Origin of the sequence: Pseudomonas sp. 67(2021), assembly GCF_017491835.1 — a bacterium.
Lineage (GTDB): Bacteria > Pseudomonadota > Gammaproteobacteria > Pseudomonadales > Pseudomonadaceae > Aquipseudomonas > Aquipseudomonas atacamensis.
Window position 1 is genome coordinate 163,317 of record NZ_JAFGYL010000005.1, and the last position, 24,722, is coordinate 188,038.

A 24,722-nucleotide genomic window follows, 5' to 3' on the forward strand; every position below is an offset into this window, starting at 1 on the left:
GAGGGCGGTTCGATCAACGTTCGGCTTGTGCGACGCGTCGTGCGGCATCGGTCAGCAATCGCTCAGTTGCATCGAAGCCGAGGCAGCCGTCGGTGATCGATACGCCGTAGCTTAGAGAGCTGCTCAGCGGCTGGCAGCCTTCGAACAGGTGAGATTCCAGCATCATGCCGATCAGCGAGTGGTTTCCCCGCAGGCGTTGTTCAAGGACGTCATTGAAGACTGCTGGCTGGCGCAGTGGATCCTTGCCGCTGTTGGCATGGCTGCAATCGACCATGATCCGGCTGGGGATCTTCAGTCTGCTGAGCTCGGCGCTGATGTTGGCCACGCTGGTTGCATCGTAGTTCGGCCCTTGATGGCCACCGCGCAGCACGATGTGGGTGTCAGCGTTGCCGGCTGTCTGCACGATCGCCGGATGCCCTTGGCTGTCGACGCCGAAGTGCCGATGCGGATGGGCTGCCGAGCGCATGGCGTCGACAGCAACGGCGGCGCCGCCGTCGGTGCCGTTCTTGAAGCCCACCGGCATGTTCAGGCCGCTGGCCATTTCGCGGTGGATTTGCGATTCGGTGGTGCGGGCACCAATGGCCACCCAGCTCAGCAGGTCATCAAAGTAGTTGGCGGCCATGGGTTGCAGGAGTTCGGTAGCGACCGGTAGTCCGAGCCGGATCATTTCCAGCATCAGTTCGCGCGACAGCGTCAGACCGGCAGCCATATCGTCAGTGCCGTCCAGATGCGGATCGTAGGCCAGACCTTTCCAGCCGATCGTCGTTCGCGGCTTTTCGACGTAGGCACGCATGACCAGCAGCATTTCACCGCTGACATCTTCGGCCAGGCGAGCGAGTTTGCTGGCGTATTCGATTGCCGACTGCGGATCATGGATAGAGCAGGGGCCAACGATGACCAGCAGGCGCGGGTCTTCACCGTCGAGGATGGCGCGCACCGCCTGGCGATGGGCATTGACCTGCTGATGCAAGGAGTGGCTGAGCGGTAATTGCTGTTTGAGCTGCAATGAACTGGGCAGACGCAGGGTCAGCGCTTCGTTGGCAGAGTCGAGAGTGGACAGCGGCAAAGCGGAAACTGAAGAGTTCATGTTCGGTCTTCCTGGGCGGATGGCGGGTTTTTCCCGCGCACTCGGCCCTACTGGGGTGTTCGACAAATGGCCGTACGGGCTAGGCGTGTGTGTTTGCCACCGGTAGGTGACCGATCGGAGGCGGCAGGCTGTCCCGAGCGGAGGCTGGTAAATCGCCAGGCGCTAAAGCTGTCGTAACGGTAATAAGTGGCGTAGTTCATGGTGGAATCCTCGAAGTGTGGTGTGTCGCTGAAAGTGATGGGCCTGAAAAAACAAAACCCCCGGTCGGGAGGCCGACCGGGGGTTGAGAAATCTCTGGTAGGCGACCCGTTATCATGGGCGCCGTTTGGGTATCAGGCGCGCCAGTGGCTAAACCAATACCCAAAATAAAAGTTGTCTGGAGCGCAGGCGTCGTTGACCCACGCAGCCGCAATCGAGCGCGAGGCGCTGGCGATGCAAGACTGTGAAGAGGCGTTGAACATGGTCTGTCTCCGATGAATACGCCGAGCTTACTCGACGCTGATACGCGTCAGCAATCAGAAAATGCTATTGCGTGCCGAGCGAAACGGCTATCACTGGTAAACGATCTGGTTAAAGTACATTTTTACGATTGGAGAGAGCTGAATGAGTTATCGAATTCGGCATGCCACCCATGATGATCTTGCGTTTGCGCGGGATCTGACCTGTCGCAACATGCTGCGCTATTACATTGACCACGATCTGTTGTGGCAGGACGAGGCATTCGACGCAGGCTGGCAGTATCGTGAGAACTGGATGATCCTCCAGGATGAACTGCTGATCGGCTTTGTCAGTCTGAGCGAGGATGCCCGAGCGCTGTACATACGCGAATTGCAGATTGATCATCCGTGGCAAGGGCAGGGCGCCGGTTCCTGGGCCATTGATCAGGTGATCGAGATGGCTCGGCAGGCAAGGCGACCGGCACTGCGGCTGACAGTGTTTGACAATAACCCGGCGCAAAAACTGTATGCATCTAAAGGACTGCACATCGTGGGCAGGGATGAGTGTTTCCTCAGAATGCAGCTCGATTTGAGTACAGCTGTGCTCTGAAACCCACAGCCGGCAAGCCCTGAATGACGAATTGAAACTTTTTAAATGCGGCTTTCCGCTAGGTCTGTCTGGCACTTTTTGCTAAGGTGTCCGGCATCCCAATAAGACCATATCGCGAGGTGTCTGCTTGATTAGGGTGCTAGTGGTCGACGACCATGATCTCGTTCGTACAGGCATTACACGGATGCTGGCCGATATCGATGGCCTGCAGGTGGTGGGTCAGGCCGAGTCAGGTGAAGAGTCCCTGATCAAAGCCCGTGAATTGAAGCCTGACGTAGTGCTCATGGACGTCAAGATGCCCGGCATCGGCGGCCTCGAGGCCACACGGAAACTGCTGCGCAGCCACCCGGACATCAAGGTGGTTGCCGTTACGGTGTGCGAGGAAGACCCTTTCCCGACGCGTTTGCTGCAGGCCGGCGCCGCCGGTTACCTGACCAAGGGGGCAGGTCTCCCGGAAATGGTTCAGGCCATTCGGCTGGTTTTCGCCGGGCAGCGTTACATCAGTCCCCAGATCGCTCAGCAGTTGGCGATCAAATCATTCCAGCCAACCAATGATTCGCCGTTCGATGCCTTGTCGGAGCGGGAAATCCAGATTGCCTTGATGATTGTCGGCTGCCAGAAGGTCCAGATCATTTCCGACAAGTTGTGCCTGTCGCCGAAAACCGTGAACACCTACCGCTACCGCATTTTCGAGAAGCTTTCGATCAGCAGCGACGTCGAGCTGACACTGCTCGCGGTGCGTCACGGCATGGTGGATGCCAGCGCCTGACCATGACCGAGACATTTGATTCCAGTGCTTTCCTGTCGACCGTCAGCGGTCGCCCGGGCGTCTATCGCATGTTCGACAGCGAGGCGCGCCTGCTGTATGTCGGCAAGGCGAAAAACCTGAAGAAACGTCTGGCGAGCTACTTTCGCAAGACCGGGCTGGCGCCGAAAACGGCTGCACTGGTCGGGCGTATCGCTCAGGTCGAGACGACCATCACCGCCAACGAAACCGAAGCGCTGCTGCTGGAACAGACGCTGATCAAGGAGTGGCGCCCGCCGTACAACATCCTGCTGCGCGACGATAAATCCTATCCGTACGTGTTTCTCTCCGACGGACAGTTTCCGCGCCTGAGCATCCATCGCGGCGCAAAAAAGGCCAAGGGCAAGTATTTCGGCCCCTATCCGAGTGCCGGCGCCATTCGCGAAAGCCTGAGCATCCTGCAAAAAACCTTTTTCGTCCGTCAGTGTGAAGACAGCTATTACAAGAACCGCACCCGTCCGTGCCTGCAATACCAGATCAAACGCTGCAAGGCACCATGCGTGGGTTTGGTCGAGCCTGACGTCTACGCCGAAGACGTGCGCCACTCGGTGATGTTCCTCGAAGGTCGCAGCCACGCGCTGACCAACGAGCTGTCCACCGCGATGGAAGAGGCAGCGATCAATCTCGAATTCGAACGCGCGGCCGAATTGCGTGACCAGATCGCCTTGCTGCGCCGGGTGCAGGACCAGCAAAGCATGGAAGGCGGAACCGGCGATATCGACGTTATTGCCGCATTCGTCAACCCAGGCGGCGCCTGTGTCCACCTGATCAGCGTGCGCGGCGGGCGAGTGCTGGGTAGCAAGAATTTTTTCCCGCAGGTCGGCATCGAGGAAGACGTTTCCGAAGTCATGGCGGCGTTTCTCGGCCAGTACTACATCAGCAGCCCCGAGCGCGATTTGCCGAGCGAGTTGATCGTGAATGTGGTTCACGAAGATTTTCCAGCGCTGATCGAAGGGATTCATACCTTGCGCGGCCGCGAATTGGCCATCAGTCACCGGGTGCGCGGTACCCGTGCGCGCTGGCAGCAACTGGCAGTGACCAACGCTGAGCAAGCCTTGGGCGCGCGTCTGGCCAACCGTCAGCACACCGCCGCGCGATTCGACGCGCTGGCCGAAGTGCTGAATCTGGATGAGCCGCCGCAACGTTTGGAATGCTACGACATCAGTCATTCCAGCGGCGAAGCTACGGTTGCCTCCTGCGTGGTGTTCGGGCCGGAAGGTGCGATCAAGTCGGATTACCGCCGCTACAACATCGAAGGCGTCACCGCCGGCGACGATTATGCGGCCATGCACCAGGCGCTGACCCGCCGGTTCAGCAAACTCAAGGACGGCGAAGGCAAGTTGCCGGACATCCTGCTGGTCGACGGTGGCAAGGGTCAATTGTCGATGGCCCGTGATGTGCTCAACGAATTGGCCGTGCCGGATCTGATCCTGTTGGGCGTCGCCAAAGGCGCCACGCGCAAGGCCGGTTTCGAAACGTTGTATCTGAATGATGCAGCCCACGAGTTCACCTTGCGCGGCGATTCACCCGCCTTGCACCTGATTCAGCAGATCCGCGATGAGGCGCACCGCTTCGCAATTACGGGGCATCGCGCTCGTCGCGGCAAGACCCGCCGAACCTCAACGCTGGAAGGCGTGGCAGGGGTAGGGCCGACCCGCCGCCGTGACCTGTTGAAACATTTTGGTGGATTGCAGGAGCTGTCTCGTGCAAGCATCGAAGAGATCGCCAAAGCCCCGGGGATCAGTAAAAAGCTCGCTGAGTCGATTTATGCGAACCTGCATAGTGAGTAGAATGCCCCTTCACCTCGTAGCCAGTTGTGCCGATGAATATCCCTAATCTGATTACCGTTCTACGCGTCCTGCTCATCCCGATCTTTATTTTGCTGTTCTATCTGCCCTACGAGTGGAGTTACATGGCCTCCGCTTCGGTGTTCGCCTTCGCGGCCGCAACCGACTGGCTCGATGGTTACCTGGCGCGCCGACTGGAGCAGAGCACACCGTTCGGGGCGTTTCTCGATCCGGTCGCCGACAAGCTGATGGTCGCTGTTGCCCTGGTCTTGCTGGTGCAGGAACACGGCAATCTTTGGCTGACGCTGCCAGCGGCGGTCATCATCGGTCGTGAGATCGTGATTTCGGCACTGCGCGAATGGATGGCCGAACTCGGCGCACGAGCGCAGGTAGCCGTTTCCAATCTGGGCAAATGGAAAACCGCTGCGCAGATGCTCGCGCTGGTGATTCTGCTGGCTCATCCAAAGGCATTCAGCTTCTGGGTCGTGCTCGGTTATACGCTGCTGATCGTATCGGCAGGGCTGACCCTGTGGTCGATGGTTCAATACCTTCGCGCCGCCTGGCCGCACCTGAAGACCGATGTCGAAAATAAATAAAAGTTTTTTGAATCAAGGGGTTGACGGGGCATCTTAATTCTATAGAATGCGCCACACCAAGCGGGAATAGCTCAGTTGGTAGAGCACGACCTTGCCAAGGTCGGGGTCGCGAGTTCGAGTCTCGTTTCCCGCTCCAATTTGTACAGTGTTTGTTGTTGTGCTACTGACAGCAAAGACTTTGAGGCCGAGTAGCAAAATGGTTATGCAGTGGATTGCAAATCCACCTACGCCGGTTCGATTCCGACCTCGGCCTCCACTATCAAAAACCCCGTAGATCAATGATCTACGGGGTTTTTTGTTGTCTGCAGAAAAGTGTGGTGCTCACCTGTTTGCGGAGGGTCAATCAGTCAAGCACGATCCGGTCTGGATGTGGCTGGCACCTTCCACCGTGAGATTCGAGAAAAAGATGCAGCCAATGAGCCGCGCGAACAGCGTCAATGTCTCTGCAAGATCGGGGTTGTCAAACAGAACAGCCCTTGAGTCCAGAGCACATAAGGCACCCCAGAGTCTCCCGTCCGGCAGGAAAACAGGCGCGCCTGCGTAGCTTTCAATCGAATATTGCTTCACCACAGGACGTGACGAAAGTCGTCCATCCTGGCTGATTTGTGGAAGGAAGAGGGCTTGCGGATTTCGTCGAAACTCACTGCAAAGGGTGGTTTCCAGATCCAGCGTATCGCCGACATTTATTCCCAGTTCAATCGGATCGTACGCCGAACAAACGATCCACTCTGTTTCAGTGAATTTTGCGATGCCGGCAAAGCGTGTACCGGTCAGACGGGTGACAAGTTGCAGGATATTGGTGGTCGCTTCGATCTCGGCGATCGCCGAGCGCTCCTCTTGGCTTAAAGACGCTTTTAGAACGGTGTCACTCATTTGCATGGAATCAAATCTCCTGATTGCTTGTACATCCCTGAGCACTGCTCTGGTGACGTTCTGTGAGGCGTGATCGTGGTTGAAGGGGGGGGGGCGTGCTGATTACCCTTTGATTATTGATTTCGGCGCCATCCTTTAGCGTAGACATCCCGTCCAGTCCTGGGTTGCCTGCTCATAATCTCAATCGATGAAACATCTGTCACCCGTGCAGCTAAGGTGATGGTGAGCGTCTGAATCTTTTGAGTTTATCGTCTCAATTTCCAGTCGGGTTGCTGCGATTTGCCAGTAACCTCGGCGTCTACTTCAAGCAAACTCCGTAGCTCCCTGATTTCTGAGGCTTTTTGATTTTCCTTGGTCAGCGATATTTAGTTCTCAAATCGCGCACTCCAAACTTGCTTCACCGGGACGTGATGTATATATTCCCCGCTCGGCTTTTCAAGCGGCCATCCTGTCAGGATCGCAACCGCAAGGCTGAGCAAAGCAACACCGCGCTACCGCCCGAATGGCGAAACTGGTAGACGCATGGGACTTAAAATCCCCCGCTCGTAAGGGCGTGCCGGTTCGATTCCGGCTTCGGGCACCATGAATATCAAGGGCTTGCATGACATACCTCATGCAAGCCCTTAGTTCTTTTTTCCGCAATCAAAAAATCTTTTCCGCAATTCGTGACCGTTAGTCACCTCGTAGGGGTGACCTTCATGCCCTTCCGCATACGGATGTACTGTTCTGTCATCCCTACGGTGGTGTGCCCAAGTTGGTCTCGAGCTTCTCTGATGTTCCCTGTTGACTCCTCTTTATCCGTGGCCGCTTTTGCTCGTAGGTCGCGCATCTGAAATTCTGCTTTTGGAATCCCGGCTGCTTCCCTGGCGTCATCGAACCTTTTTCTGAGCATTCTGGTCGTCATCGGCTGCCCAGAGTCGATTACTACCAGGCGTGTTGATCTGATTTTCTGTCCGGTCTTTCGCGCCATGATTCGATCTATTACGACTTTGAGCTCACCAATGATTTCGATCCTTCGTTTAGCCCCAGTTTTGCCTTGCTGGACGGAGAGCTTTCCGTCCTTTATGTCGCGCTCATCCATCTTCAATGTGTCAGCGACCCTCTGACCTGTTAGATAGAACAGGTCCAAAGCATCTCTTAATGGTTGATCGGCATGCTGGTAGGCTCGGGCAAGGACGTCGTCTTCAACATATATGTCGCGACCGGTTTCTTTATTACCCTTCACGCCTGAGCACGGATTTGCCAAGGATGTGTAGCCGTTCTCGCGAGCGAAGTTCCAAATGGAGCTGAGTAACGCTTTTTCCCGATTTGCACGAATAGGAGCTGCCTTACCGCGATGACGAAGGTACTGGCTGACATGTTTCGGTTCGATTGCTTCTAGAGGGGCCGGTGGGTCGTTGAAGAACAGGAGAAGATTTTTCAGTTCGCGCGCGTTGTCCTTCTGGGTGGCATGGGCTTTCGTGGGTACCACCTCATTCATATAAAGCTCGGCCACGTATGCAAAGGTAAGTACGGTTTGTGTCAGAGCTTGAGAAACGCGGCTTTTTTCGAGCTTTGCGTACTCCAAGATGGCTAGGCCGTAATCTGTACCCAGCGGGATTTCCTTGCGTGGTTTCCCGCCAGTGTCATAAAGGTAGTAGGTGGTGTTGCCGCGTTTTCTCTCGCGTAGGCGAGGAATGCTTCCCGGCTTTGTTGGTCTTCGTCCCATTTATCCCACCAAGCGTGGCTGCCACGTCGGAACTTCTGGTGCGTTTGTAGTTACCCCTGTTAGCGCCGAGGCAATCACGCAGGGCCAGCCATTGCGCTTGATGGTGTGACGAATGCCATTACGCTTCAGTACAGTAATCTGACCGGCTTTAGTTTTGGCTCCAGTCAACTCGCAGACCTGCTCATGGCTAAGAAATTGAATGTTCATGCTGCCTCCTTGCTAGGAAATACAGAGCGCTTCGAATGCGCTTGCGATACCGCTGACCCGAGCAAGGCTGCCGTCGCTGCTCGCCACCAACAGGAGCGGCTTCAGCGTAATGTGTACAGCCACGTCGCTACACAATCCGAACCGACCAACATGGCTGCGCCGCCGCCCGTTGATCCCGCGCAAGGGCAGTCCCCGGACTTTCAGAAAGCGCGTGCACATCGCGAGCACTACTTGGCGCGGATGGCTGAGATGGAGTTTCGCAAGGCGCAGGGGGAGCTGGTGGAAATCAGCTTTGTGCAGAAAGCCGCTTTTGAAACGGCGCGATCGCTTAATCATTCGCTAATGAGCCTGTCGCCGCAATTGGCGCCACAACTCGCCGCGCTGTCGGATCCGTGGGTGGTGGAGAGGCAGCTAACGGCTGCGCTGCGCCAACGACTTAACGAAGCGGCACAAGTGTCAAGCGATGACTTTGGATTTGCGTTTAGCGAGTGCTAAGGATATCCGCTGATAGGCATTTTTCTGCTCGCATCGGAATTGATTGGCGCCTGCTTCCAGTCAGTATTAGCCGTCGGCGTAAAGTGTTATCACGCGCCTACCGATGCAGCAGGCAAGTGTAATTTTGAATCTACCACCGCATGCGTAGTCACCCATTTTAAGACCTGGATATGCAGGTTCTTGTCAGAGGGTTATCGCTCTACTGCGACGCACTTGATCTCCACGAGAAGGCCAGGTCGAGCTAATTCACTGACACCAATGCAGGTCCATGCACAAGTGCTTCTCGGAAATACTTTATCCTTTACGCGTCTGAAAATTGGCATGTGACGGTGCATGTCGACGTGGTAAGTTGTCATTTCTACGACATCTTCAAATTTACAGCCACCTGCCTCCAAGACGATCCGGAGATTGTCCCATGCAGCTAAAAACTGCTGCTCAGGTTCTTCAATGACGGATAATTCCGGCGTCCTGCCTACCTGACCCGCGCAGTAGAGAGTTTTTCCTACCTTTACTGCTGGTGCATAACCCGCGCGCTCGTAGATCAATCTCATGCCATCTGGAACAATGATCTGACGGTCAGTCATGATTGCGGAGCCCCAAGTTAGAACGGTTACGAAAGCTAACTCAGGGGCCAGAGCCGCGTCCACTCAGTTCACTTCTCATCTATTAATCAACCCCACAGGTGCTTTTAGCCGCTGCTGAGTCTTTTTGAACTCATTACCTAATGTGGCTACCTCGATCGATGCAAAAGGCGCGAGCCGGTAGCGTTACTGATCAGAAGCATTTCGATGGTTGGTTCGCTGCTAGGCTGGCTCGTCAGTTCGTGTCGTCATCACCTTGAAATATATCTGCGTAAAGTCGCGCGACTGTAGGGGTAAGGTTATGACCGGCAGGAATGAGAAAGTCGGCGTGTGGTGCGAGCCGTTTTACGTAGATGACTTCGTAAACCCTGCGCACGATTCCAGGTGCTGTTTCTTCCCGGTCCAAGCCAGGCATTATCCCTACCGCTTTGTAACCGGCTTGCTCCAGTGCTTGTTGCATATACGGCGTGCGGGTTGTTGCCATGCCATAGATCAGCCCCGCGCCCATGAACGTGCCGATTTTTTCTCCAAGGTCCTGGGCCGCAACGGCCAGTCTGGCTTGTCTGTGCGGTTTGGCTACCGCGCCGACCCGCCCGAAAATAACGTCAGCACCGTCAATTTTTTCCCACGTGGCGATAGCGACAATCTCATCGTTCTGGCGGACGACGGTAGCGAATATGCCTCGATCCGGATCGTCTTCGAGCACCACGTTGTCTGCGTAGAACTGCTGGTCCAGAAACGGGCTTGCCAACCCCACCGAAATGGAGGGAAACCATGTCCGGAAAAAATCTGTCGCGACATTGATCTCCTCACGTTTCAGGTAATCCCAACTGTAGCCATAGGGTAAATCGGTGAAGCTGCGAATTTGCTCGATCGTTGGCCATTTCATGCGGTTCTGCTCGTTTGTCTGATTGCTTCGATAAGTGGCGCCGGGGTCAGGCCCGAGGGTCAGGGTTATTGGCGGGTGCCGGGGCATGCCTGGCGGCGATCTGCCTGTGGCGCTCGACCACTTCGCCAATGACCAACTGCATCAGCCTCTGCACGATGGCCGTATCCAGCTCGGCCTCCTGAGCAAGTGCTGCCAGACGCTGGTATTGCTGCTGCTCTCTGGCCTCGTCTACCGCAGGCAACTGATATCGGGCCTTGAGCAATCCGACCTCATCGGTACAGCGAAACCGTTCCGCGAGCAGGTGGATGAGGGCGGCGTCGATATTGTCGATGGTTTTCCTGAATGTTGAGAGTTGACGCGCGATGTCGGAGTTTTCCATGAATGACCTCGTGACAGGTGTTCGAAAGAGCTTCTCAATGATTCGTCTGCTGAGCAAAAACCGACCAGTCCTTGTCGCCATCTCCCCTGGCTACCGCCGACGTCATTTTCAATCGCACGGCATCCGCCGCTGGCAACTCCAGCCCCTTGAGACGACCCGCATCGATCGCCAGATTCATATCCTTGAGGCCAAGCGACAGTTTGAATCCCGGTTCAAAATTGCTGCTGACGATGTTCTGCCCATAACGTTGATAACTGGGGCAGGCGAACAGGGTCTGGGTCATGAGCTTGATGAAAATCGAAGGGCTCAGTCCGTGGCGTTGAACGAGTCCGCTGGCTTCGCCCAGCGACTGGATGGCTTGGGTGATCATCATGTTGCCGGCGATTTTCGCGATACAGGCCTGTTCAGGTTGGTCGCCCAGATACCAGGTTTTTTTCCCGAGCAGGTCGAACAGCGGTTGGACGGTCGAGACAGCGGCCTGCGATCCGGCCGCCAGGATATTCAACTCGCCCTTGGCCGCCACGGCGGGCACGCCGAAGACCGGCGCCGCGATCAATGGCATGCCGACGGCTTCATGTTCGCGCTGCAACTCCAACATCAGCGAAGGCGACAAGGTCGACATCACGACATGCACGCAAGCTTTGTCTGCAGTTTCCAGAACAGCCCTGGAGAGCAGCACTTGCCTGACGGCGGCATCATCGGCCAGAAGAGTGATGACTACCTCTTGCTGGAACGCCGAGGCCGGCGTTTCGATAACGCTGATGCCTTCGAGATCCTTGATCGCCGCCTGACTGCGGTTCCATGCTGAGACGTGATGGCCAGCGCGGACGAGCAGTGGAATGATGGCTCTGCCCATGCATCCCACTCCGATAAAACCAATCTTCATTTGCAGTCTCCGGTTGGTATTCGACGACGGTGAGTGCAGACAAGTATGTCGGGCACGGGATTGCTACGGCACTGCCATTGCTGCACTCTCACTGTTCATTTTTGTACGGGGGCGGAGCATGGACTGGAGTGATGTGCGGGTCTTTCTCGCGATTGCCCGCAGCGGGTCATTAGGGGCTGCCGCCAAGCTGTTGGGGGTCAGCCATCCGACCGTGGGGCGGCGCTTGCAGGTGCTGGAACAGTTCAGTGGCCAACCCGTTTTCCTGCGTACCAACCAAGGTCTCGTGTTGACCGACAGCGGCGAGAAGCTCCTCAGCCTCGCGCAGGAAATGGAGCAAAGTGCGTTGGCCATCGAAAGGCGCCTCGCGGGGGACAGCGCACAGCCCGAAGGTGTGCTGCGCATTTCCTGCGCTGACTGGTTCGCCTGTTATGTGCTGGCCCCGGTGCTGAGTGAACTGGGCCGGCGTTATCCATTGATCGTGCCCGAGGTCATTGCCGGGCATCGATTGTTTGATCTGGCTCGCCGCGACGCCGACATCGCGTTTCGAATCGTTCCGTTCACCGAACCCGATATCGTGCACCGCAAGCTGATCTCCCTGAATTACGGGTTATACGCAGCCGTTGGATCTGCTGACCCTGAGCCACAGGGCGCCGGGCTGGGTCTGATCACCATGAGTGTTGCCCAGTCCCATTATCCCGATGTGCAGTGGCTGCAGCAGCGTTACCCTCTGGCGCGTACCGTGTTTACCAGTAGCAGTCGCACAGTCCAGGCGCAAATGTGTGCGCAGGGGCAGGGCGTCGCGGTATTGCCCCGCGCTTTGGGCGACCAGTTGACGGCGCTGCGTCTGATCGATTCAGATGAACCGCCACCAGGCCGCGACATTTGGATGGGCTACCACCAGGACATGCGCCAGATGGACAGTCTGCGCGCGCTTGCCGACCTGGCCTCCGTCATGATTGGCACTCAGGCAGGCGGTTGATTCACTCTGCCGGCTGCATGGCCGCCGTTTGCAGCTCTGCAGCAGATTGGCGCGCCAGACTCAGACTCAGTCCTGCGCCTACCACCAGACACGCAGCGATGCACAGTATGGCGACGGTGAAGGCGTGGGTGATGGCCGCCGCGTCCGTGTCCTTGCCCAGAAGCGTGTAAAAAATGCCACCGATGATCGCTACGCTCAGTGCCGTGCTGATTTGCAGTGTGGAACTGGTGATGCCCGCAATCATGCCGGAATACGCCGGTGCCACGCGTCCAGTGATCATGCGCATCAATGTCGGAAGGGCCAGTCCTTGTCCGAAACCGATCAGAAAGAGAATCACGGCAAGGGACAGCGCAGAGGGCGTGACGGCGGTTGGCGTGTGCGCCACGAGCCAGGCCAATAGCACGAACCCCAGCACTTCGAGTGCCATTCCGAAGGGATTCACATAAGACCCCAGCAAACGCCGGAATAGATGGGTGGCGAGCGGCCCCAGCAAGAAACCAGCGCCGAATGGCAGAAAGACCAGACCTGCACTGAGCGGGCTCGTATGCAGCGCTCCCTGTAAATAGATGGAAAACAGCAGGAAGAACACGCCGATCGCGTAAAAAGTCAGCGCCACCAGCAATGCCCGGCCCAGCCCGGGCGCACGCAGTGCAGCAGGGTTCAGCAACGGCGCGCCTTGCGCTTGATACAAGCGGGCTTCGTAGCGCCAGAACAGCCAGGCCAGCAGTGGCACCGCCGCCAGCGACAGCCAGGCCCACCACGGCCAGCCCGCTTCACGTCCCTCGATCAGTGGAACGATCAGCGCCGCAAGCGTCACCATCGACAACAGCGTTCCACCCAGATCCAGCTTGCTGGTCTGGGGTGCGCGGGTTTCCTTGACCACGGGGATGGCGATCAGAATGACCAGCAACGCAATCGGTAGATTCACCAGAAATATCGACCGCCAGCCCAGGTTCATCAGGTTGAGCGAGATCAGAATCCCGCCAAGTGCCTGGCCGACTACCGACGCCAAACCAAACACCGCACCGTACAGGCTCAACGCCAAGGGTTTTTCCGACTCAGGGAATATCGCCTGCACTGAAGCGAGTGCCTGCGGCGCCATGACAGCGGCCGTCACGCCTTGCAGCGAGCGTCCGGCGATCAACACCCAGGGTGACTCGGCGACACCGCAGATCAGTGAGGCGACGGCAAAGCCAATCAGGCCAACGAAGAACATTCTCATGCGGCCAAAGATGTCGCCAAGCCTTCCGCCGGTGATCAGTGTCACGGCATACAGCGCCGCGTAAGAAGAGATGATCAACTGTTCGGCAGAGGAGGCCGTGCCCAGCGATTGCTGAATCGAAGGCAGCGCTACGTTCACGATGAAGAAATCCAGCGGCGGCAAGAATGCACCGACCAACAGGATGGCGAACATCAGCCAGCGCCGCTGTTCCGGAAGGGCTACTATTTTCTCAGGCATAAGGTCTCCTTTCTGAAACCCTTCGGCTCCAGAATATTTTCGATTGCGAGTCATGCTTTGAATAAGCTGACTTCAATCTAAACGATCAAACCCTGGCTGACGCCTCACATAAATGAACGGCCAATGTTCATTTATGGCAGTGCCGCTGCGCCCCTGCCTCCTCGCAAAATGGCCGCACTGTGGTTCCAGTCGAGCCACACAACCGAAATCGAGGAGTCAGTTATGTCAGGTAAATTCGCTGATCAGGTCGCAGTCGTCACCGGCGCGTCCACCGGGATCGGATTTGCGATTGCACAGGGTTTGATTGCCGAGGGCGCCAAGCGCGTTTACATCACCGGGCGTTCTGCAGCCACTCTGGAGGCTGCGGTGGCCAAGCTTGGCGACAGGGCGGTCGCGGTCATTTCCGATGTCGCGCGCCAGGTTGATCTGGACGAGCTCAAGGCGACGATTGAGGCGCACGGCGATCAACTGGACTCAGTGTTTGCCAATGCGGGTATTTGTGAAAAGAACCCGCTGGGCGAGACCACCGAGGCCGCCTATTTCAACATGTTCGACATCAACGTAAAGGGAGTCTTTTTTACTGTACAGACGTTGATGCCATTGTTGAAAAATGGCGCTTCGATCGTGCTGACGGCCTCTATCTGTTCCAGCAATGGCATGGAAGGACTGAGCCTCTACAACGCCTCCAAAGCCGCGGTACGTTCCTTTGCCAGGACGTGGGCCAACGAACTCAAAGGTCGCAAGATCAGAGCGAATGTCCTGAGCCCTGGCTTCACCCGCACACCGCTGATGGATAACGGCTTGAAGATGAGCGAAACCGACGTCGCCGCGCTGCGTCAGCACGTCGAGCAGATCACGCCATTGGGGTACATGGCCGAGCCTGAGGAAATCGCCTCGTCGGCGCTGTTTCTTGCGTCTGCCGATGCGAAATATGTCAACGGTGTGGAGTTGATGGTCGACGGCGGCCTGTCGCAGATCTGACTACGTGCTCAACCGTAGCGCAGCCCTCGCGCAGGGCTGCCTTCCTCGCTTATGCGCAGCCCCTGCAGGAAACCTCATCATGAACAATGAACAACTGACAGCCCGACTGGACGCCCTGGAAAGTCGCGCCGCCATCGAGTCGCTGATCAGCGCCTACGCCAATGCTTTCGACCGCATCGACGCCTCGCTTCTTAGCTCAATCTGGCACGAAGAGTCGACACTGGATCTACCGGGTTTTGGCCAGGCTGGAAACCGTGACGAAATCCTGGCGATGGCGCAAAACAGCTGGCGCCAGATGCCCCATATGCACCACTGGATGGCCAACCCGCTGATTGAAATCGAGGGTGACAGCGCAGTGGGCACGGTAGCTGCGGATTGCCTGTTTCATGACATTGAAAAAGGCCCGGTGCAAGTCAGCGGTCTTTACCACGACAGGTTTGAACGTCGGGACGGAAAGTGGGCGTTCCTGTCACGTCGTTTTGAAATGCATTTCCTGACGCCGTTAAAAGATTGGGTACCCGCAGCGGGCGAAGAACAGTTTGCACCGTTCGAGCAGCTCAAGGGAACGACAGCGAAAAACGAATAGTCCCGGCCCTTGGCTGTTCGACACCCACGTGGCCGTCATGCAGTTGCATGATGGCCACAACAATGGCGAGGCCAAGCCCGTAGGAGTCGGAATTCTGGTGCCGAGACGCATCGCCACGGTAAAAGCGGTCGAAGAGTTTGCCCAGGGTTTCGTCGCCCAGCACCGGCCCTTGGTTCTCCACCTCAATCCGGGCTCCTCCGTGGGTTTCCAATACCCGTATCAGAATCTCGGTGCCCTCGTAAGCGTAGCGAACAGCGTTCGCCACCAGGTTGCTCAACGCTCTGCGCAGCAGCAAGGGGTCAGCGAGCACGATACCATCGCCCGTTATTTGGAAGCTCATTCGCCGCTCTTCAGCCAAACCCTCAAAATACTCAGCGATGCGCTGTGATTCGTCATGCAGCGACAGTTGTTGGCGCTCCACTACGGCTTGCGCTTCATCGGCGCGCGCCAGAAATAGAATGCTTTCGACGATGCGCGAGATCCGTTCGAGTTCTTCAAGGTTCGAAGCGATCAGCGCCTGATATTCGTCCTCGCTACGGCGTTGGCGAAGGGCAACCTGACAATGTCCCATCAACGACCCGACCGGCGTGCGGATTTCATGGGCAAGGTCGGCGGAAAATTGCGTCAGTCGCTGATAACCCTGAGCAAGACGATCAAGCATCGCGTTATAGGCGTCACTCAGCTGTTGCAATTCAACCGGCGTATCGGCGCTGTCCATACGGCTGTGCAGACGCTCAGGCGTTATGGCTGCGGCATGGGCGGCCATTTTGCGCAGCGGACGCAGCCCGCGACGCAATAACAGATAACCCAGCAACGCGGTTGCCAGAAAGGCAAGGGCCACGGCCAGGTAGATGCGCTCGCGATACGCTGCAAGCATCGCCATTTCCTTGCCCATAAGGTGGGCGGCCGTCAATCGGACTACACGGCCACCCGACGTCGTGACTACGGAGGCGGCGCGCAGCCTTGTTCCCGAGTCGGTCACGCCGCTGCGCAGATCACTGACGCTCAGCTTTGTGTCCTGGCCGATCACCGGCAGTTCAGGCAACGTGACGTTGAGTGGATTGACCTGGATGACCGGTGGCTGCCCCGGCTCTTCAATGATGAAGATGTCGTCTTCGCTGTCGAGCATGTTCTTGAAAATCTGCGGGCTGTCGCGCAGCTTTTCGATGGCGAGTTCGTAATGCAGGAGCTTGCGAAAATGCTCCAGACGGCCCATCACCGCGTGATCGCTGTAGACCAATACCGAGGCCTTCATCGTCTGATACAGATAGAAGCCCGCGCCGGCCACGGCCAGCATCGCGACCATGGCAAACGCCACGGTCGATCGCAGCGTCAGCGAGGGTTGGCGTCGGGACCGCATGGCCTCACCTCGCAGACATAGCCGATACCGCGAATGGTATGGATCAGCTTGATCGGGTAGGGCTGGTCGACCTTGTTGCGCAGGCGCTTGACAGCGACGTCCACCACGTTGGTATCGCTGTCGAAATTCATGTCCCAGACTTCCGAAGCGATTTGTGTCCTGGACAACACATCGCCGGCTCGACGGAGAAACAGATGGAGCAGGGCGAACTCCTTGTTGGTCAGCACGATCACCTGTTGTTGGCGGGTCACGCGGCGCCGGACCAGATCCAGTTCGAGATCGGCAAGGTGGAAATGGTCGGCTTCGCGCACGACACCGCGGCGCAGAATAGTGCGGATGCGCAACAGCAGTTCGGTAAACGAAAAAGGTTTGATCAGGTAATCATCGGCGCCCAGTTCCAGACCGCGAATGCGGTCTTGCAACTGGTCGCGCGCGGTAAGGAACAGCACGGGTACGTCTTGTCTGGCGCGCAACAGCTCGATGATCTGAAACCCGTCAATCCCGGGCAACATCACGTCCAGCACGATCAGGTCATAGGTCGTATGCAAGGCCATGTGCAGGCCGTCAGCGCCATGCTGGGTCCAGTCGACGTTGTAACCGGACTCACCGAGCCCCTTTTTCAGGTACTCACCTGTTTTGGTGTCATCTTCGATCAGCAGGATATGCATCGTCAGGCGCGCTCGGGTTTCTTCATGACGGGATTCAGTCCGCGACATCGGTATCTCGGCTGTGCAGTGTAACGGGATGAGCGGGCGCAGTCGGTTACATTTCTGTCATTCATGGTCAGGGTTGGCGAATGACAAAATTGTCATTCGGCGGTCATCGTGACGTCCCGGTCTGCGGTCGAGGATGGCGACACATCAACCCATGAGGAATCGTCGCCATGCAACTCAAAAACGCCCTGTCTACCACGTTCGGTTTGGTGATGCTCAGCGCTGCCGTCATTGCCACCGCCGCCGACATGCCGGTCATCAAACCACTGCGCGGTACGGTGGAAAGCGTCAGCAACAACACGCTGACCTTCACTGTCCGCTCTGGCGCCCAGCAGACGATCGGACTGACTGACAAGACCGGTATCAGCCGGGTATCGAAGGCCAATATCGACTCGATCAAATCCGACAGCTTCATCGGCTCGGCGGCCATCCCGCAGGCCAACGGAACCTTGAAGGCGCTTGAGGTCACGGTATTCGACGCCAGGCTCAAGGGCAGCGGCGAAGGTCATTACGGTTGGCAGAACGCAGACGGCAGCACTGGCACCATGACCAACGGCACCGTTGGCAAACTGTCCAAAACCGACGGCCGCACGTTGACCGTCAACTACCAGGGCGGCGAGAAACAAATCGTCGTGCCGGATGACGTGCCTATCGCCTACGTCGAGCCAGGCAAAGCCGATGAGCTGGTCAAAGGAACGAAAATCGTCGTGTTCCCCGCTGCAGATGGCACCGCACGCGGCATTGCAGTCGGCAAGGATGGCTTCCAGCCACCGATGTAATCATCTGAGAAAGCTTGAGCGTTGCCGTCTGGCAACGCTCCGCTACACGGAAGGCTTGCAAGGGGAACCACGTGAGACAGAAGAAACTGCATCCCTGGCCGGTTCGCCTCACCCATTGGCTCAATGCGGCCTGCATGGTCTGCATGTTCATGAGCGGTTGGGCTATCTACAACGCCTCGCCACTGTTCAGTTTCTGGTTTCCGGTGTCATTGACCGTGGGCGGTTGGCTGGGCGGGGCACTTGCCTGGCATTTTGCGTTCATGTGGCTGCTGCTGATCAACGGCGCAATCTATGTGCTGTACGGGTTGGCCAGTCGTCATTTCAAACGTGAGCTGCTGCCCATCGGCATTGCCGCATTGAAGCATGATCTGACCGATGCCTTGCGCTTTCGGCTGGTGCATGAAAAGGGTGTCTATAACGCAGTACAGCGCCTGATGTACTGGATCGTGCTGGCGGCAGGTGTACTGATCGTGATCTCGGGTGTAGCGATCTGGAAACCGGTTCAACTTCAAGAGCTGGTCGCGTTACTGGGCGGCTATGACGTTGCTCGTTACGTACATTTTGCGGCCATGGCGATGATTGCAGCGTTTGTGGTGATTCACCTGGTCTTGGTGATTCTGGTACCAAAAACCCTGTTGCCAATGATCACGGGTGGAGTGCGGACGCCTGATAACGAGAAAAATGGGTCATGACTGAATTTACAAAAATAACGCGTCAGCGCGTCAGGATTGAACCTGCGCAACAGCTTGAACTGGAAAACATTCAGCGCCGGCATTTGCTTCGGGCCGGCCTGACGGTGGGCGCGATGTCGATGCTGACCGGTTGCAACCTGCAGGACGGCGATCAGGTCGACAAAGTGCTTTGGGCCATGTCGCGTTGGAACGACCGGGTCCAGGCGTGGCTGTTCAGTGGACGGAAACTGGCGCCGACCTTCGCCCGCGCGCAGATCACCAAGCCGTTTCCGTTCAACGCTTTCTATGGTCAGGACGATATCCCTGAAGTAGACCTGACCAGTTACTCGCTCGCCGTCTCCGGCCGGATCAGGGACAAGGCGCCGTGGACACTCGAAAGCTTGCGCAAGCTGCCGCAACGCAGCGATATCACTCGGCTGATCTGTGTTGAGGGCTGGAGCGCGATCGGTCAATGGGGAGGTGTACCGCTGAAAACCTTCCTGGAACACATCGGCGCCGACACCACAGCGAAATTTGTCGGTTTCAAATGTGCCGATCGTTACTACTCCAGTCTGGACATGCCGACTGCCTTGCACCCGCAGACGCTGTTGGCACTGGATTACGCTGACGTGGCGCTGCCGCCCGAGTACGGCTATCCGCTGAGGGTTCGGGTCCCCACCAAACTGGGATTCAAAAACCCCAAGCATGTTGTCGAGATTTTCGTCAGCAACGACAACCCGGGCGGGTATTGGGAAGACCAGGGCTACAACTGGTTCAGCGGGATCTGATGAAGCAAAGAACGGAACTGTCACGCCAGGAACACTGGCGAGATTCATGACACCAAGCGTGATATGAGGCATGCCGATGACCGGTATTTCTGCAGTACCGCCAGCACCATCCGACTGGCCAACATCAGAACCCAGGATGCGGGCAACGAGTGATGGAGCAGATTTCCAATCTCTCTTGCAGGCTCAGTCCAGGCCACCTTTACAACAGTCAGATAAAGCTCGCACTCGGATGCTCTTTGATAATCTTGCCGCATGTACCTTCAATGGCGAAAAAAGGGCTATCTGCTCTGATGTTATCGGCACAGGGGGACTGAATGCGTTCGCCATTGCAGTGGCTCTTTCGCCGCTAACCGTCACCTGGGTACCGACCGAGATTGTTCGAGCGCCACTGCGTTCGCCTGGGATACGGACTTTTCGCCGTCGCAATCCCTCTTCAGCCGAGAGCTCCTTCCTCAACCGGTCAAGCTCGGAGGATAGGGGTTATGATTAGACGTGTCTCGAGAGCTTGCTCGCCGTAGGCCAGTATTATTAAGGGAGAAGCACATACCGCCAATTCTCACCTGTAGCGTTGAATGGTCTTTCGTTCGCCTGAAGTAGAAAGCCCGATGGCTTCTCTACCGTGGCGAAGGTGGTGTTATGAGGCAGCGTCGACTTACAGCCTATTTTTCCACCCCGCTGTCATCCCCCGTTTATTCTGAGCATCAGAGAGTTATAGCCCGCCTTCAGAGCTACTTTTGGCCGAAGGTAGTCATTCGTGAACGGCCGCTTTCGGCCAGAAGCAGCCCTGATGGGCGTCCATTTTCGGCTATAAGCGGCAGATCAACCTGAGATTACCTTCGATGAAAAACCGCTAGACGCGAACTCGTGGATGTTTCCGAAAACGTCCAGGCTATAGCTGCCAACAGTATTGGCATAAACGCATGAGGAAGGCTAAGAGAAGGCTGTTAACTAAAATTGCCGCCTCTAACTGATGCGCGGAGATAGCCCTTCAAAGATGTTGAATTCAATCGGACAAATGAGGCGGGGCGAAGACCCAGGCCCAGTACGGATACCGGGCCTTTAGCGTCCGCCGCAACCCACAGCGGGCATCAGTTGTGGTGGGCGTACACTAGCCTTTACGCAGGGTCAGCAGAGGGATGCTGAAGTGCTGTCTTCGGACTCATAGGCCTTCGCCATCAAGCCTTGGCAGCAGGCTTCAATCTAAAGCTGACACCCATACGATTGAAAGCGTTCATCGCAGCAATCGCTACTGTCAGGTCAACCAGATCCTTTTCCGCAAACATCGCCAAGGCGGCTGCGTACGCTTCGTCCGATACGTGGGTCTCGCTTACCCGCGTGACCTCTTCTGCCCAGGCTAATGCCGAGCGCTCCTGATCCGAGAATAGGTGCTGCGCTTCATGCCATACCGGTACTAATACCAGCTTGTCCACCGACATGCCTTCTTTGATCAGATCCCGTGAATGCAGATCAATACAGTGTGCGCAGCCGTTGATCTGCGACACTCTGAGAAACACCAAATGGATCAGTTGGGCTGGCAGGTTGGTTGCAGTGGTCGCAAAGTGATGCAAACCTCCAAGCGCCTTGGCTGCACTAGGTGAAATTTGAAACCAATCGAGGCGACTCATGATTAATTCCTCTCTGTAGGGCGATATTAAGCGTGGGACTTGCGGCTCATGGCTGCCGAGCCGGGCGAACGGCTCTCCCGAAATCAAAAAGCAAGGCTCAGCTTCAGGCATCGCTGCCGACCTTTGTACTTCGACCGTCTGGGGGCACCGGCTTCAGGCAACTGTTTCATGAGTCCTAGCTTCGATTTCCTCATGAAAGAACGTGTGCACATCGTCGTACCCTATTTTCTGCGCCGTTTTTAGCGCGTCCGTCCCTTTTGCTGTCCCTTCAACGGTGAAGTAATGCACCTGATTGAGACCGATGGTTTTCAGCACTGCGGATAGGTAGGGACGAAGAAAGTCGGGTTGCCGGGCCCTCTCACCGCTAATGTAGCCGCCGGTGGCTACGGCAACGTAGACGGGGCGATCCAATAACGTTCCAACCTTACCTTTTGATGTGCTCAGGAAAGTTTTTCCGACGCGTACAACGTGGTCAATCCAGGCCTTGAGCGGAGAGGGCACGCTGTAGTTGTGCATGGGAGTAGCGATTACCAGTACATCGCAGGCATTCAACAGGATGATCATTTGGTCGGAGCGACTCAATGTACCTTTCTGATCCTCGGTAGCTATTTCGCTCGGATGGGCCAAGGCATGGGCATAAGTCGCATCGACTGGCGATAACGTGTTCAGGTCTATATCCGTCAGTTCAATCCCGCGTATACCAGCGCGTACTGTCAGAGCGTGCAGAATCCGCTCAGACAGTTTCAAGCTTTCAGATGCATTACCGTTGGGACTGGCAATCAGGCGAAGGATTCGCAAAGGAGCGAGTGGCTTCTGAGACGGGTTCATGATATTGCCTCCTGTACGGGTGATGCGGTCATGGGGTATCGAACTGTTTTTGAAAACGCAGCGCGCCGGTATAAAGGCCTTCGCGGAAGTAGAAGCGTTGGGCGCGCGCGTTGGCCAAACCCGTGTCAAGCACAAGGCGAGCACAACCGCTGGCACGAGCCAGTCGTTCCAGAGCTCGCAATAATCGGGAGCCCCACTGGCCGCCGCGCTGGGCTTCATCGGTGATGAGGTCATCGACATACAAGAATGGGCCATAAATCAGATTCTCCTGAAGGCGGTAACCTGTAAGCGCCACGAGAGCCGATGACTCGAAGGCTCCAACCAGGCGATAGCCGCCGGCTCGCATTCGTTCGATACGACTCATAAAATCGGCCTCGCTTGTTAGGTGGGGGCGCAATTGCTGCATTACCGGGAAAGCGATTTTCAAGTCATGGCGGCTGTCTAGAGGACGCAGGGCAGTGTCGGCCAAGTCGAGCACGCTGGGCACGTAGTCTTGAAGATTGAACGTCATGGGAGAGGCCTTAGTGGGTTGTGATGGTCAAATCTTGAACTAACATTGCCTCAATTTATTGAACCAAGAAGTGAGATATGAACTAGGCCATGATGACTTCCTGTTCGCACCCTTTCGCCTCCTTGGATGGGCAACCCGGCTCGCCTCTGTACCGTCAGTTATATGACCGAGTACTCGCCGCCATCGCCGCTGGCACGCTTTCCCCTGGTGACCGATTGCCTTCGGTGCGAGCTCTCGCCAAGGATCTCGGCGTTGCTCGTGGCACCATCGAGCTGGCCTATTCGCTGCTCACGAGCGAGGGCTACCTCTTGGCCCTGGGGCAGAAGGGCACCGTGGTCAATCCCGAATTGCAGAAGCCGCTACTGTCTGCCCCCGCTTTATCCGTCAGCAGCGAGGTGATTGAAAACTCCCCAGACGCACTATGGCGTCCACCGCAACTTTTGCCGTTTCAGATGGGAGTGCCTGCAATGGATGAGTTCCCACGCAAGATCTGGGCGCGCTTGGGTGCCCGTTATCTGCGAGGCATGCGTTCAGGCGATCTGGACTATCCGCCGCCGCACGGCCTGCCTGCCTTACGCAGCGCCATAGCCTCATATCTGCAGGTGTCTCGAGGTATCGATTGCGGCGCCCATCAGGTATTTATCACCAGCGGCTGGCGCAGTAGCCTGTCGCTGATCGCACATACTTTACTGCGCGCAGGGGAGCGAGCCTGGGTCGAAGATCCTGGCTACCCAACCACGCGCCAAGTGCTTCGTCAATTCGGTATTGAGCTTGAGGCAGTGCCAGTTGATGCCGAAGGTATGGATGTGGAGCAGGCCATTGCCAGGCATCAGGCTGCACAGGTCGTCATGGTGACGCCGGGGCATCAAAGCCCATTGTGTATGGCGCTGTCTTTGCCTCGGAGACAGTTGTTACTCGATTGGGTGGCCCGGAGCGATGCCTGGGTTGTCGAGGATGATTACGACGGCGAGTATCGCTATGTCAGTCGCCCCTTGCCGGCGTTGGCGAGCTTGGATCGCAACGGGCGCGTGCTGTACGCCGGAACTTTCAGCAAGGTGCTTTTCCCCGGTATCCGCCTTGCCTACCTAGTGGTGCCTCAGGGGCAAGTGGCAGCGTTTGAGCGTGTAAGTCGGGCGTTATTCTCCGCAGGCTCGCCAGCGATTACTCAAGCGCTGGTCGCAGAGTTCATTGTCGAGGGGCATTTCACTCGGCACATTCAGCGCATGCGAAGGCTCTACAGCGAACGACGCGCTTTGACTATTGAAGCGTTGGAGCGGAGTTTACCCAATGGACTGCTGGTGGAGCGCTCGCCAGGAGGGATGCACCTGGTACTCCGTTTGCCGGAGGGAGTAGTCGACACTGCCCTGACTGAGCAACTGCTGGCCAAAGGCATCGCCGTGCAACCCTTGTCGCGATGGAGTGTTTCGTCGCGGCGTCAATCTGGGCTGCTGCTGAGCTTCACCAACTGCGCCTGCGCTGCTCAGGGCGAGCAGCTTGGCGCGTTTATAAACCGTGCGCTCAGTTGAGGTTGGCTTTGGTCAGGCCGAACACCTCATCCGAAGAACCAGGGACTGCCTGAAAGGCCACATTGAGGCGATTCCAACCGTTGATGGCGACAATCAGGAACGACAAATCCGACAGATCCTGTTCGGAAAACTGCTCACGCACATCCGCGTAGAGGCTTTCAGGTACACCATGGGATGGCAGTTGGGTCAGGGCTTCTGTCCAGGCGAGCGCCGCGCGCTCTATTGGCGAGAACAGTTGCGATTCACGCCAGACCGCAATGTGATGGAGGCGCAATTCGCGCTCGCCATGGATCTTGGCTTCCTTCACGTGCATATCCACGCAGAACGCGCAGCCATTCAATTGAGACGCCCGCAGCATTATGAGGTGGGCCAGGTCAGCCAGTAGCGGCTTCTTACTCAGTTGCATCGTCAGCTCCACCAGCTTATTGGAAGCCTGAGGCGACTGTTTGAAGTAATCAAGACGGTTGTTCATGGCGGTCACTCGCAGCGGGTTTAGGGTTGTTGGAGCCCACAGTAGCCACGCGTGGTCTAGTCAGACAGGGCCAAGAAAAGACCTTTCAACTAAGCCATACAGTT

At 56.8% G+C, this 24,722-nt stretch carries 27 protein-coding genes and 3 tRNA genes; 15 read left to right on the forward strand and 15 right to left on the reverse strand.

Features of this window, described 5'->3' with window-relative positions:
* Positions 1–13: 13 nt before the first annotated feature.
* The gene (locus J5M66_RS09170) at positions 14–1,087 is read right to left on the reverse strand and encodes a 3-deoxy-7-phosphoheptulonate synthase (protein WP_024012760.1); all 1,074 of its coding nucleotides are present in this window, start codon (positions 1,085–1,087) and stop codon (positions 14–16) included.
* Between the two features lie 603 nt (positions 1,088–1,690).
* Between J5M66_RS09170 and J5M66_RS09175 the strand changes: the two genes are divergently transcribed.
* The 6 genes from J5M66_RS09175 (at position 1,691) to J5M66_RS09200 (ending at position 5,578) form a co-directional block, all read left to right on the forward strand.
* Positions 1,691–2,134 carry a GNAT family N-acetyltransferase gene (locus J5M66_RS09175; RefSeq protein WP_016774511.1) on the forward strand — a complete coding sequence of 148 codons (444 nt, stop codon included), beginning with the start codon at positions 1,691–1,693 and terminating at the stop codon, positions 2,132–2,134.
* A gap of 127 nt (positions 2,135–2,261) precedes the next feature.
* On the forward strand, positions 2,262–2,903 hold the full coding sequence (gene uvrY / locus J5M66_RS09180; RefSeq protein WP_024012761.1) for a UvrY/SirA/GacA family response regulator transcription factor: 642 nt from the start codon (positions 2,262–2,264) through the stop codon (positions 2,901–2,903).
* A 2-nt stretch (positions 2,904–2,905) separates the two neighbouring features.
* Complete coding sequence (gene uvrC / locus J5M66_RS09185) at positions 2,906–4,729, forward strand: excinuclease ABC subunit UvrC (protein WP_024012762.1); 1,824 nt, start codon at positions 2,906–2,908, stop codon at positions 4,727–4,729.
* A 32-nt stretch (positions 4,730–4,761) separates the two neighbouring features.
* Complete coding sequence (gene pgsA, locus J5M66_RS09190) at positions 4,762–5,322, forward strand: CDP-diacylglycerol--glycerol-3-phosphate 3-phosphatidyltransferase (RefSeq protein WP_206420402.1); 561 nt, start codon at positions 4,762–4,764, stop codon at positions 5,320–5,322.
* Between the two features lie 60 nt (positions 5,323–5,382).
* Positions 5,383–5,458 (forward strand) — tRNA-Gly (locus J5M66_RS09195).
* 46 nt (positions 5,459–5,504) lie between these two features.
* A tRNA-Cys gene (locus J5M66_RS09200) sits at positions 5,505–5,578 on the forward strand.
* An 83-nt stretch (positions 5,579–5,661) separates the two neighbouring features.
* On the opposite strand, the gene J5M66_RS09205 is transcribed toward J5M66_RS09200, so the two are convergent.
* Positions 5,662–6,201 carry a GAF domain-containing protein gene (locus tag J5M66_RS09205; protein ID WP_016774514.1) on the reverse strand — a complete coding sequence of 180 codons (540 nt, stop codon included), beginning with the start codon at positions 6,199–6,201 and terminating at the stop codon, positions 5,662–5,664.
* 490 nt (positions 6,202–6,691) lie between these two features.
* Here J5M66_RS09205 and J5M66_RS09210 point away from each other — a divergent pair.
* Positions 6,692–6,778: transfer RNA gene (locus J5M66_RS09210), tRNA-Leu, on the forward strand.
* A 93-nt stretch (positions 6,779–6,871) separates the two neighbouring features.
* On the opposite strand, the gene J5M66_RS09215 is transcribed toward J5M66_RS09210, so the two are convergent.
* Both J5M66_RS09215 and J5M66_RS09220 read right to left on the reverse strand, forming a co-directional pair.
* Positions 6,872–7,903, reverse strand: coding sequence for a tyrosine-type recombinase/integrase (locus J5M66_RS09215; RefSeq protein ID WP_207807873.1), 1,032 nt, complete (start codon positions 7,901–7,903; stop codon positions 6,872–6,874).
* Positions 7,904–8,110: a DUF4224 domain-containing protein gene (locus tag J5M66_RS09220; RefSeq protein WP_093101817.1), complete on the reverse strand. Its 207-nt coding sequence runs from the start codon at positions 8,108–8,110 to the stop codon at positions 7,904–7,906.
* On the opposite strand from J5M66_RS09220, the gene J5M66_RS09225 reads away from it, so the two are divergent.
* Positions 8,087–8,605, forward strand: coding sequence for a terminase small subunit (locus J5M66_RS09225; RefSeq protein WP_243433098.1), 519 nt, complete (start codon positions 8,087–8,089; stop codon positions 8,603–8,605). The genes J5M66_RS09220 and J5M66_RS09225 overlap by 24 nt on opposite strands.
* 191 nt (positions 8,606–8,796) lie before the next feature.
* Here the strand turns inward: J5M66_RS09225 and J5M66_RS09230 are convergent, their stop codons facing one another.
* From J5M66_RS09230 to J5M66_RS09245, 4 genes are all read right to left on the reverse strand, one after another.
* Positions 8,797–9,189 (reverse strand): RidA family protein, encoded by a 393-nt coding sequence (locus tag J5M66_RS09230; RefSeq protein ID WP_009049394.1) that lies wholly within the window; start codon positions 9,187–9,189, stop codon positions 8,797–8,799.
* 232 nt (positions 9,190–9,421) lie between these two features.
* Positions 9,422–10,075, reverse strand: a complete 654-nt coding sequence (locus J5M66_RS09235) for a hypothetical protein (RefSeq protein WP_110599395.1) — start codon at positions 10,073–10,075, stop codon at positions 9,422–9,424.
* 46 nt (positions 10,076–10,121) lie between these two features.
* The gene (locus tag J5M66_RS09240; protein WP_042609810.1) at positions 10,122–10,454 is read right to left on the reverse strand and encodes a chorismate mutase; all 333 of its coding nucleotides are present in this window, start codon (positions 10,452–10,454) and stop codon (positions 10,122–10,124) included.
* Between the two features lie 34 nt (positions 10,455–10,488).
* Entirely contained in the window at positions 10,489–11,340 is an 852-nt protein-coding gene (locus J5M66_RS09245; RefSeq protein ID WP_207807872.1) for an NAD(P)-dependent oxidoreductase, read from the reverse strand.
* Between the two features lie 118 nt (positions 11,341–11,458).
* Here J5M66_RS09245 and J5M66_RS09250 point away from each other — a divergent pair, with 118 nt between their 5' ends.
* Positions 11,459–12,319, forward strand: coding sequence for a LysR family transcriptional regulator (locus tag J5M66_RS09250; protein WP_207807871.1), 861 nt, complete (start codon positions 11,459–11,461; stop codon positions 12,317–12,319).
* Position 12,320: 1 nt separating this feature from the next.
* Here the strand turns inward: J5M66_RS09250 and J5M66_RS09255 are convergent, their stop codons facing one another.
* Entirely contained in the window at positions 12,321–13,832 is a 1,512-nt protein-coding gene (locus J5M66_RS09255) for an MFS transporter (RefSeq protein ID WP_223631549.1), read from the reverse strand.
* A gap of 168 nt (positions 13,833–14,000) precedes the next feature.
* Here J5M66_RS09255 and J5M66_RS09260 point away from each other — a divergent pair, with 168 nt between their 5' ends.
* Both J5M66_RS09260 and J5M66_RS09265 read left to right on the forward strand, forming a co-directional pair.
* Positions 14,001–14,759, forward strand: a complete 759-nt coding sequence (locus J5M66_RS09260; RefSeq protein ID WP_207807870.1) for an SDR family oxidoreductase — start codon at positions 14,001–14,003, stop codon at positions 14,757–14,759.
* Positions 14,760–14,838: 79 nt separating this feature from the next.
* Entirely contained in the window at positions 14,839–15,345 is a 507-nt protein-coding gene (locus tag J5M66_RS09265; RefSeq protein ID WP_042609814.1) for a nuclear transport factor 2 family protein, read from the forward strand.
* Here the strand turns inward: J5M66_RS09265 and J5M66_RS09270 are convergent.
* Together J5M66_RS09270 and J5M66_RS09275 are read right to left on the reverse strand one after the other, a co-directional pair.
* Positions 15,317–16,705, reverse strand: coding sequence for a heavy metal sensor histidine kinase (locus tag J5M66_RS09270; protein WP_039760264.1), 1,389 nt, complete (start codon positions 16,703–16,705; stop codon positions 15,317–15,319). The genes J5M66_RS09265 and J5M66_RS09270 overlap by 29 nt on opposite strands.
* Positions 16,678–17,373 (reverse strand): heavy metal response regulator transcription factor, encoded by a 696-nt coding sequence (locus J5M66_RS09275; RefSeq protein ID WP_039760267.1) that lies wholly within the window; start codon positions 17,371–17,373, stop codon positions 16,678–16,680. The genes J5M66_RS09270 and J5M66_RS09275 overlap by 28 nt, the downstream gene beginning before the upstream one ends.
* A gap of 215 nt (positions 17,374–17,588) precedes the next feature.
* Between J5M66_RS09275 and J5M66_RS09280 the strand changes: the two genes are divergently transcribed.
* The 3 genes from J5M66_RS09280 (at position 17,589) to J5M66_RS09290 (ending at position 19,656) form a co-directional block, all read left to right on the forward strand.
* Positions 17,589–18,197: a hypothetical protein gene (locus J5M66_RS09280; protein ID WP_042609816.1), complete on the forward strand. Its 609-nt coding sequence runs from the start codon at positions 17,589–17,591 to the stop codon at positions 18,195–18,197.
* 71 nt (positions 18,198–18,268) lie between these two features.
* Entirely contained in the window at positions 18,269–18,889 is a 621-nt protein-coding gene (locus tag J5M66_RS09285; protein ID WP_207807869.1) for a cytochrome b/b6 domain-containing protein, read from the forward strand.
* Positions 18,886–19,656 (forward strand): molybdopterin-dependent oxidoreductase, encoded by a 771-nt coding sequence (locus J5M66_RS09290; RefSeq protein ID WP_207807868.1) that lies wholly within the window; start codon positions 18,886–18,888, stop codon positions 19,654–19,656. Before J5M66_RS09285 ends, J5M66_RS09290 begins: the two co-directional genes overlap by 4 nt.
* Positions 19,657–20,831: 1,175 nt before the next feature.
* Here J5M66_RS09290 and J5M66_RS09295 read toward each other — a convergent pair.
* The 3 genes from J5M66_RS09295 to J5M66_RS09305 all read right to left on the reverse strand — a co-directional run bounded on the left by J5M66_RS09295 (position 20,832) and on the right by J5M66_RS09305 (position 22,620).
* On the reverse strand, positions 20,832–21,281 hold the full coding sequence (locus tag J5M66_RS09295) for a carboxymuconolactone decarboxylase family protein (RefSeq protein ID WP_122506013.1): 450 nt from the start codon (positions 21,279–21,281) through the stop codon (positions 20,832–20,834).
* Positions 21,282–21,434: 153 nt separating this feature from the next.
* Positions 21,435–22,109, reverse strand: a complete 675-nt coding sequence (locus J5M66_RS09300; protein ID WP_123442617.1) for an NAD(P)H-dependent oxidoreductase — start codon at positions 22,107–22,109, stop codon at positions 21,435–21,437.
* Positions 22,110–22,137: 28 nt separating this feature from the next.
* Positions 22,138–22,620, reverse strand: a complete 483-nt coding sequence (locus J5M66_RS09305) for a GNAT family N-acetyltransferase (RefSeq protein WP_122506015.1) — start codon at positions 22,618–22,620, stop codon at positions 22,138–22,140.
* An 89-nt stretch (positions 22,621–22,709) separates the two neighbouring features.
* Between J5M66_RS09305 and J5M66_RS09310 the strand changes: the two genes are divergently transcribed.
* A complete protein-coding gene (locus J5M66_RS09310; RefSeq protein WP_123442616.1) occupies positions 22,710–24,146 on the forward strand; it encodes a PLP-dependent aminotransferase family protein in 1,437 nt (478 codons plus the stop codon).
* On the opposite strand, the gene J5M66_RS09315 is transcribed toward J5M66_RS09310, so the two are convergent.
* Positions 24,139–24,618 (reverse strand): carboxymuconolactone decarboxylase family protein, encoded by a 480-nt coding sequence (locus J5M66_RS09315; protein WP_122506017.1) that lies wholly within the window; start codon positions 24,616–24,618, stop codon positions 24,139–24,141. The two genes, J5M66_RS09310 and J5M66_RS09315, sit on opposite strands and share 8 nt — an antisense overlap.
* Positions 24,619–24,722 lie beyond the last annotated feature (104 nt).

What these genes read in the sequence shown, in the direction of transcription:
- J5M66_RS09225 (WP_243433098.1), top strand. Translation starts at nt 8,087, where the DNA reads ATGGCTAAGAAATTGAATGTTCATGCTGCCTCCTTGCTAGGAAATACA.
- uvrC (WP_024012762.1), top strand. Translation starts at nt 2,906, where the DNA reads ATGACCGAGACATTTGATTCCAGTGCTTTCCTGTCGACCGTCAGCGGT.
- J5M66_RS09170 (WP_024012760.1), bottom strand. Translation starts at nt 1,087, where the DNA reads ATGAACTCTTCAGTTTCCGCTTTGCCGCTGTCCACTCTCGACTCTGCC.
- J5M66_RS09275 (WP_039760267.1), bottom strand. Translation starts at nt 17,373, where the DNA reads ATGCATATCCTGCTGATCGAAGATGACACCAAAACAGGTGAGTACCTG.
- J5M66_RS09265 (WP_042609814.1), top strand. Translation starts at nt 14,839, where the DNA reads ATGAACAATGAACAACTGACAGCCCGACTGGACGCCCTGGAAAGTCGC.
- J5M66_RS09205 (WP_016774514.1), bottom strand. Translation starts at nt 6,201, where the DNA reads ATGCAAATGAGTGACACCGTTCTAAAAGCGTCTTTAAGCCAAGAGGAG.
- J5M66_RS09245 (WP_207807872.1), bottom strand. Translation starts at nt 11,340, where the DNA reads ATGAAGATTGGTTTTATCGGAGTGGGATGCATGGGCAGAGCCATCATT.
- J5M66_RS09220 (WP_093101817.1), bottom strand. Translation starts at nt 8,110, where the DNA reads ATGAACATTCAATTTCTTAGCCATGAGCAGGTCTGCGAGTTGACTGGA.
- J5M66_RS09270 (WP_039760264.1), bottom strand. Translation starts at nt 16,705, where the DNA reads ATGCGGTCCCGACGCCAACCCTCGCTGACGCTGCGATCGACCGTGGCG.
- J5M66_RS09280 (WP_042609816.1), top strand. Translation starts at nt 17,589, where the DNA reads ATGCAACTCAAAAACGCCCTGTCTACCACGTTCGGTTTGGTGATGCTC.
- J5M66_RS09305 (WP_122506015.1), bottom strand. Translation starts at nt 22,620, where the DNA reads ATGACGTTCAATCTTCAAGACTACGTGCCCAGCGTGCTCGACTTGGCC.
- J5M66_RS09215 (WP_207807873.1), bottom strand. Translation starts at nt 7,903, where the DNA reads ATGGGACGAAGACCAACAAAGCCGGGAAGCATTCCTCGCCTACGCGAG.
- J5M66_RS09255 (WP_223631549.1), bottom strand. Translation starts at nt 13,832, where the DNA reads ATGACTCGCAATCGAAAATATTCTGGAGCCGAAGGGTTTCAGAAAGGA.
- J5M66_RS09175 (WP_016774511.1), top strand. Translation starts at nt 1,691, where the DNA reads ATGAGTTATCGAATTCGGCATGCCACCCATGATGATCTTGCGTTTGCG.
- J5M66_RS09260 (WP_207807870.1), top strand. Translation starts at nt 14,001, where the DNA reads ATGTCAGGTAAATTCGCTGATCAGGTCGCAGTCGTCACCGGCGCGTCC.
- J5M66_RS09235 (WP_110599395.1), bottom strand. Translation starts at nt 10,075, where the DNA reads ATGAAATGGCCAACGATCGAGCAAATTCGCAGCTTCACCGATTTACCC.
- J5M66_RS09290 (WP_207807868.1), top strand. Translation starts at nt 18,886, where the DNA reads ATGACTGAATTTACAAAAATAACGCGTCAGCGCGTCAGGATTGAACCT.
- J5M66_RS09295 (WP_122506013.1), bottom strand. Translation starts at nt 21,281, where the DNA reads ATGAGTCGCCTCGATTGGTTTCAAATTTCACCTAGTGCAGCCAAGGCG.
- J5M66_RS09250 (WP_207807871.1), top strand. Translation starts at nt 11,459, where the DNA reads ATGGACTGGAGTGATGTGCGGGTCTTTCTCGCGATTGCCCGCAGCGGG.
- J5M66_RS09300 (WP_123442617.1), bottom strand. Translation starts at nt 22,109, where the DNA reads ATGAACCCGTCTCAGAAGCCACTCGCTCCTTTGCGAATCCTTCGCCTG.
- J5M66_RS09230 (WP_009049394.1), bottom strand. Translation starts at nt 9,189, where the DNA reads ATGACTGACCGTCAGATCATTGTTCCAGATGGCATGAGATTGATCTAC.
- J5M66_RS09315 (WP_122506017.1), bottom strand. Translation starts at nt 24,618, where the DNA reads ATGAACAACCGTCTTGATTACTTCAAACAGTCGCCTCAGGCTTCCAAT.
- pgsA (WP_206420402.1), top strand. Translation starts at nt 4,762, where the DNA reads ATGAATATCCCTAATCTGATTACCGTTCTACGCGTCCTGCTCATCCCG.
- J5M66_RS09310 (WP_123442616.1), top strand. Translation starts at nt 22,710, where the DNA reads ATGATGACTTCCTGTTCGCACCCTTTCGCCTCCTTGGATGGGCAACCC.
- J5M66_RS09240 (WP_042609810.1), bottom strand. Translation starts at nt 10,454, where the DNA reads ATGGAAAACTCCGACATCGCGCGTCAACTCTCAACATTCAGGAAAACC.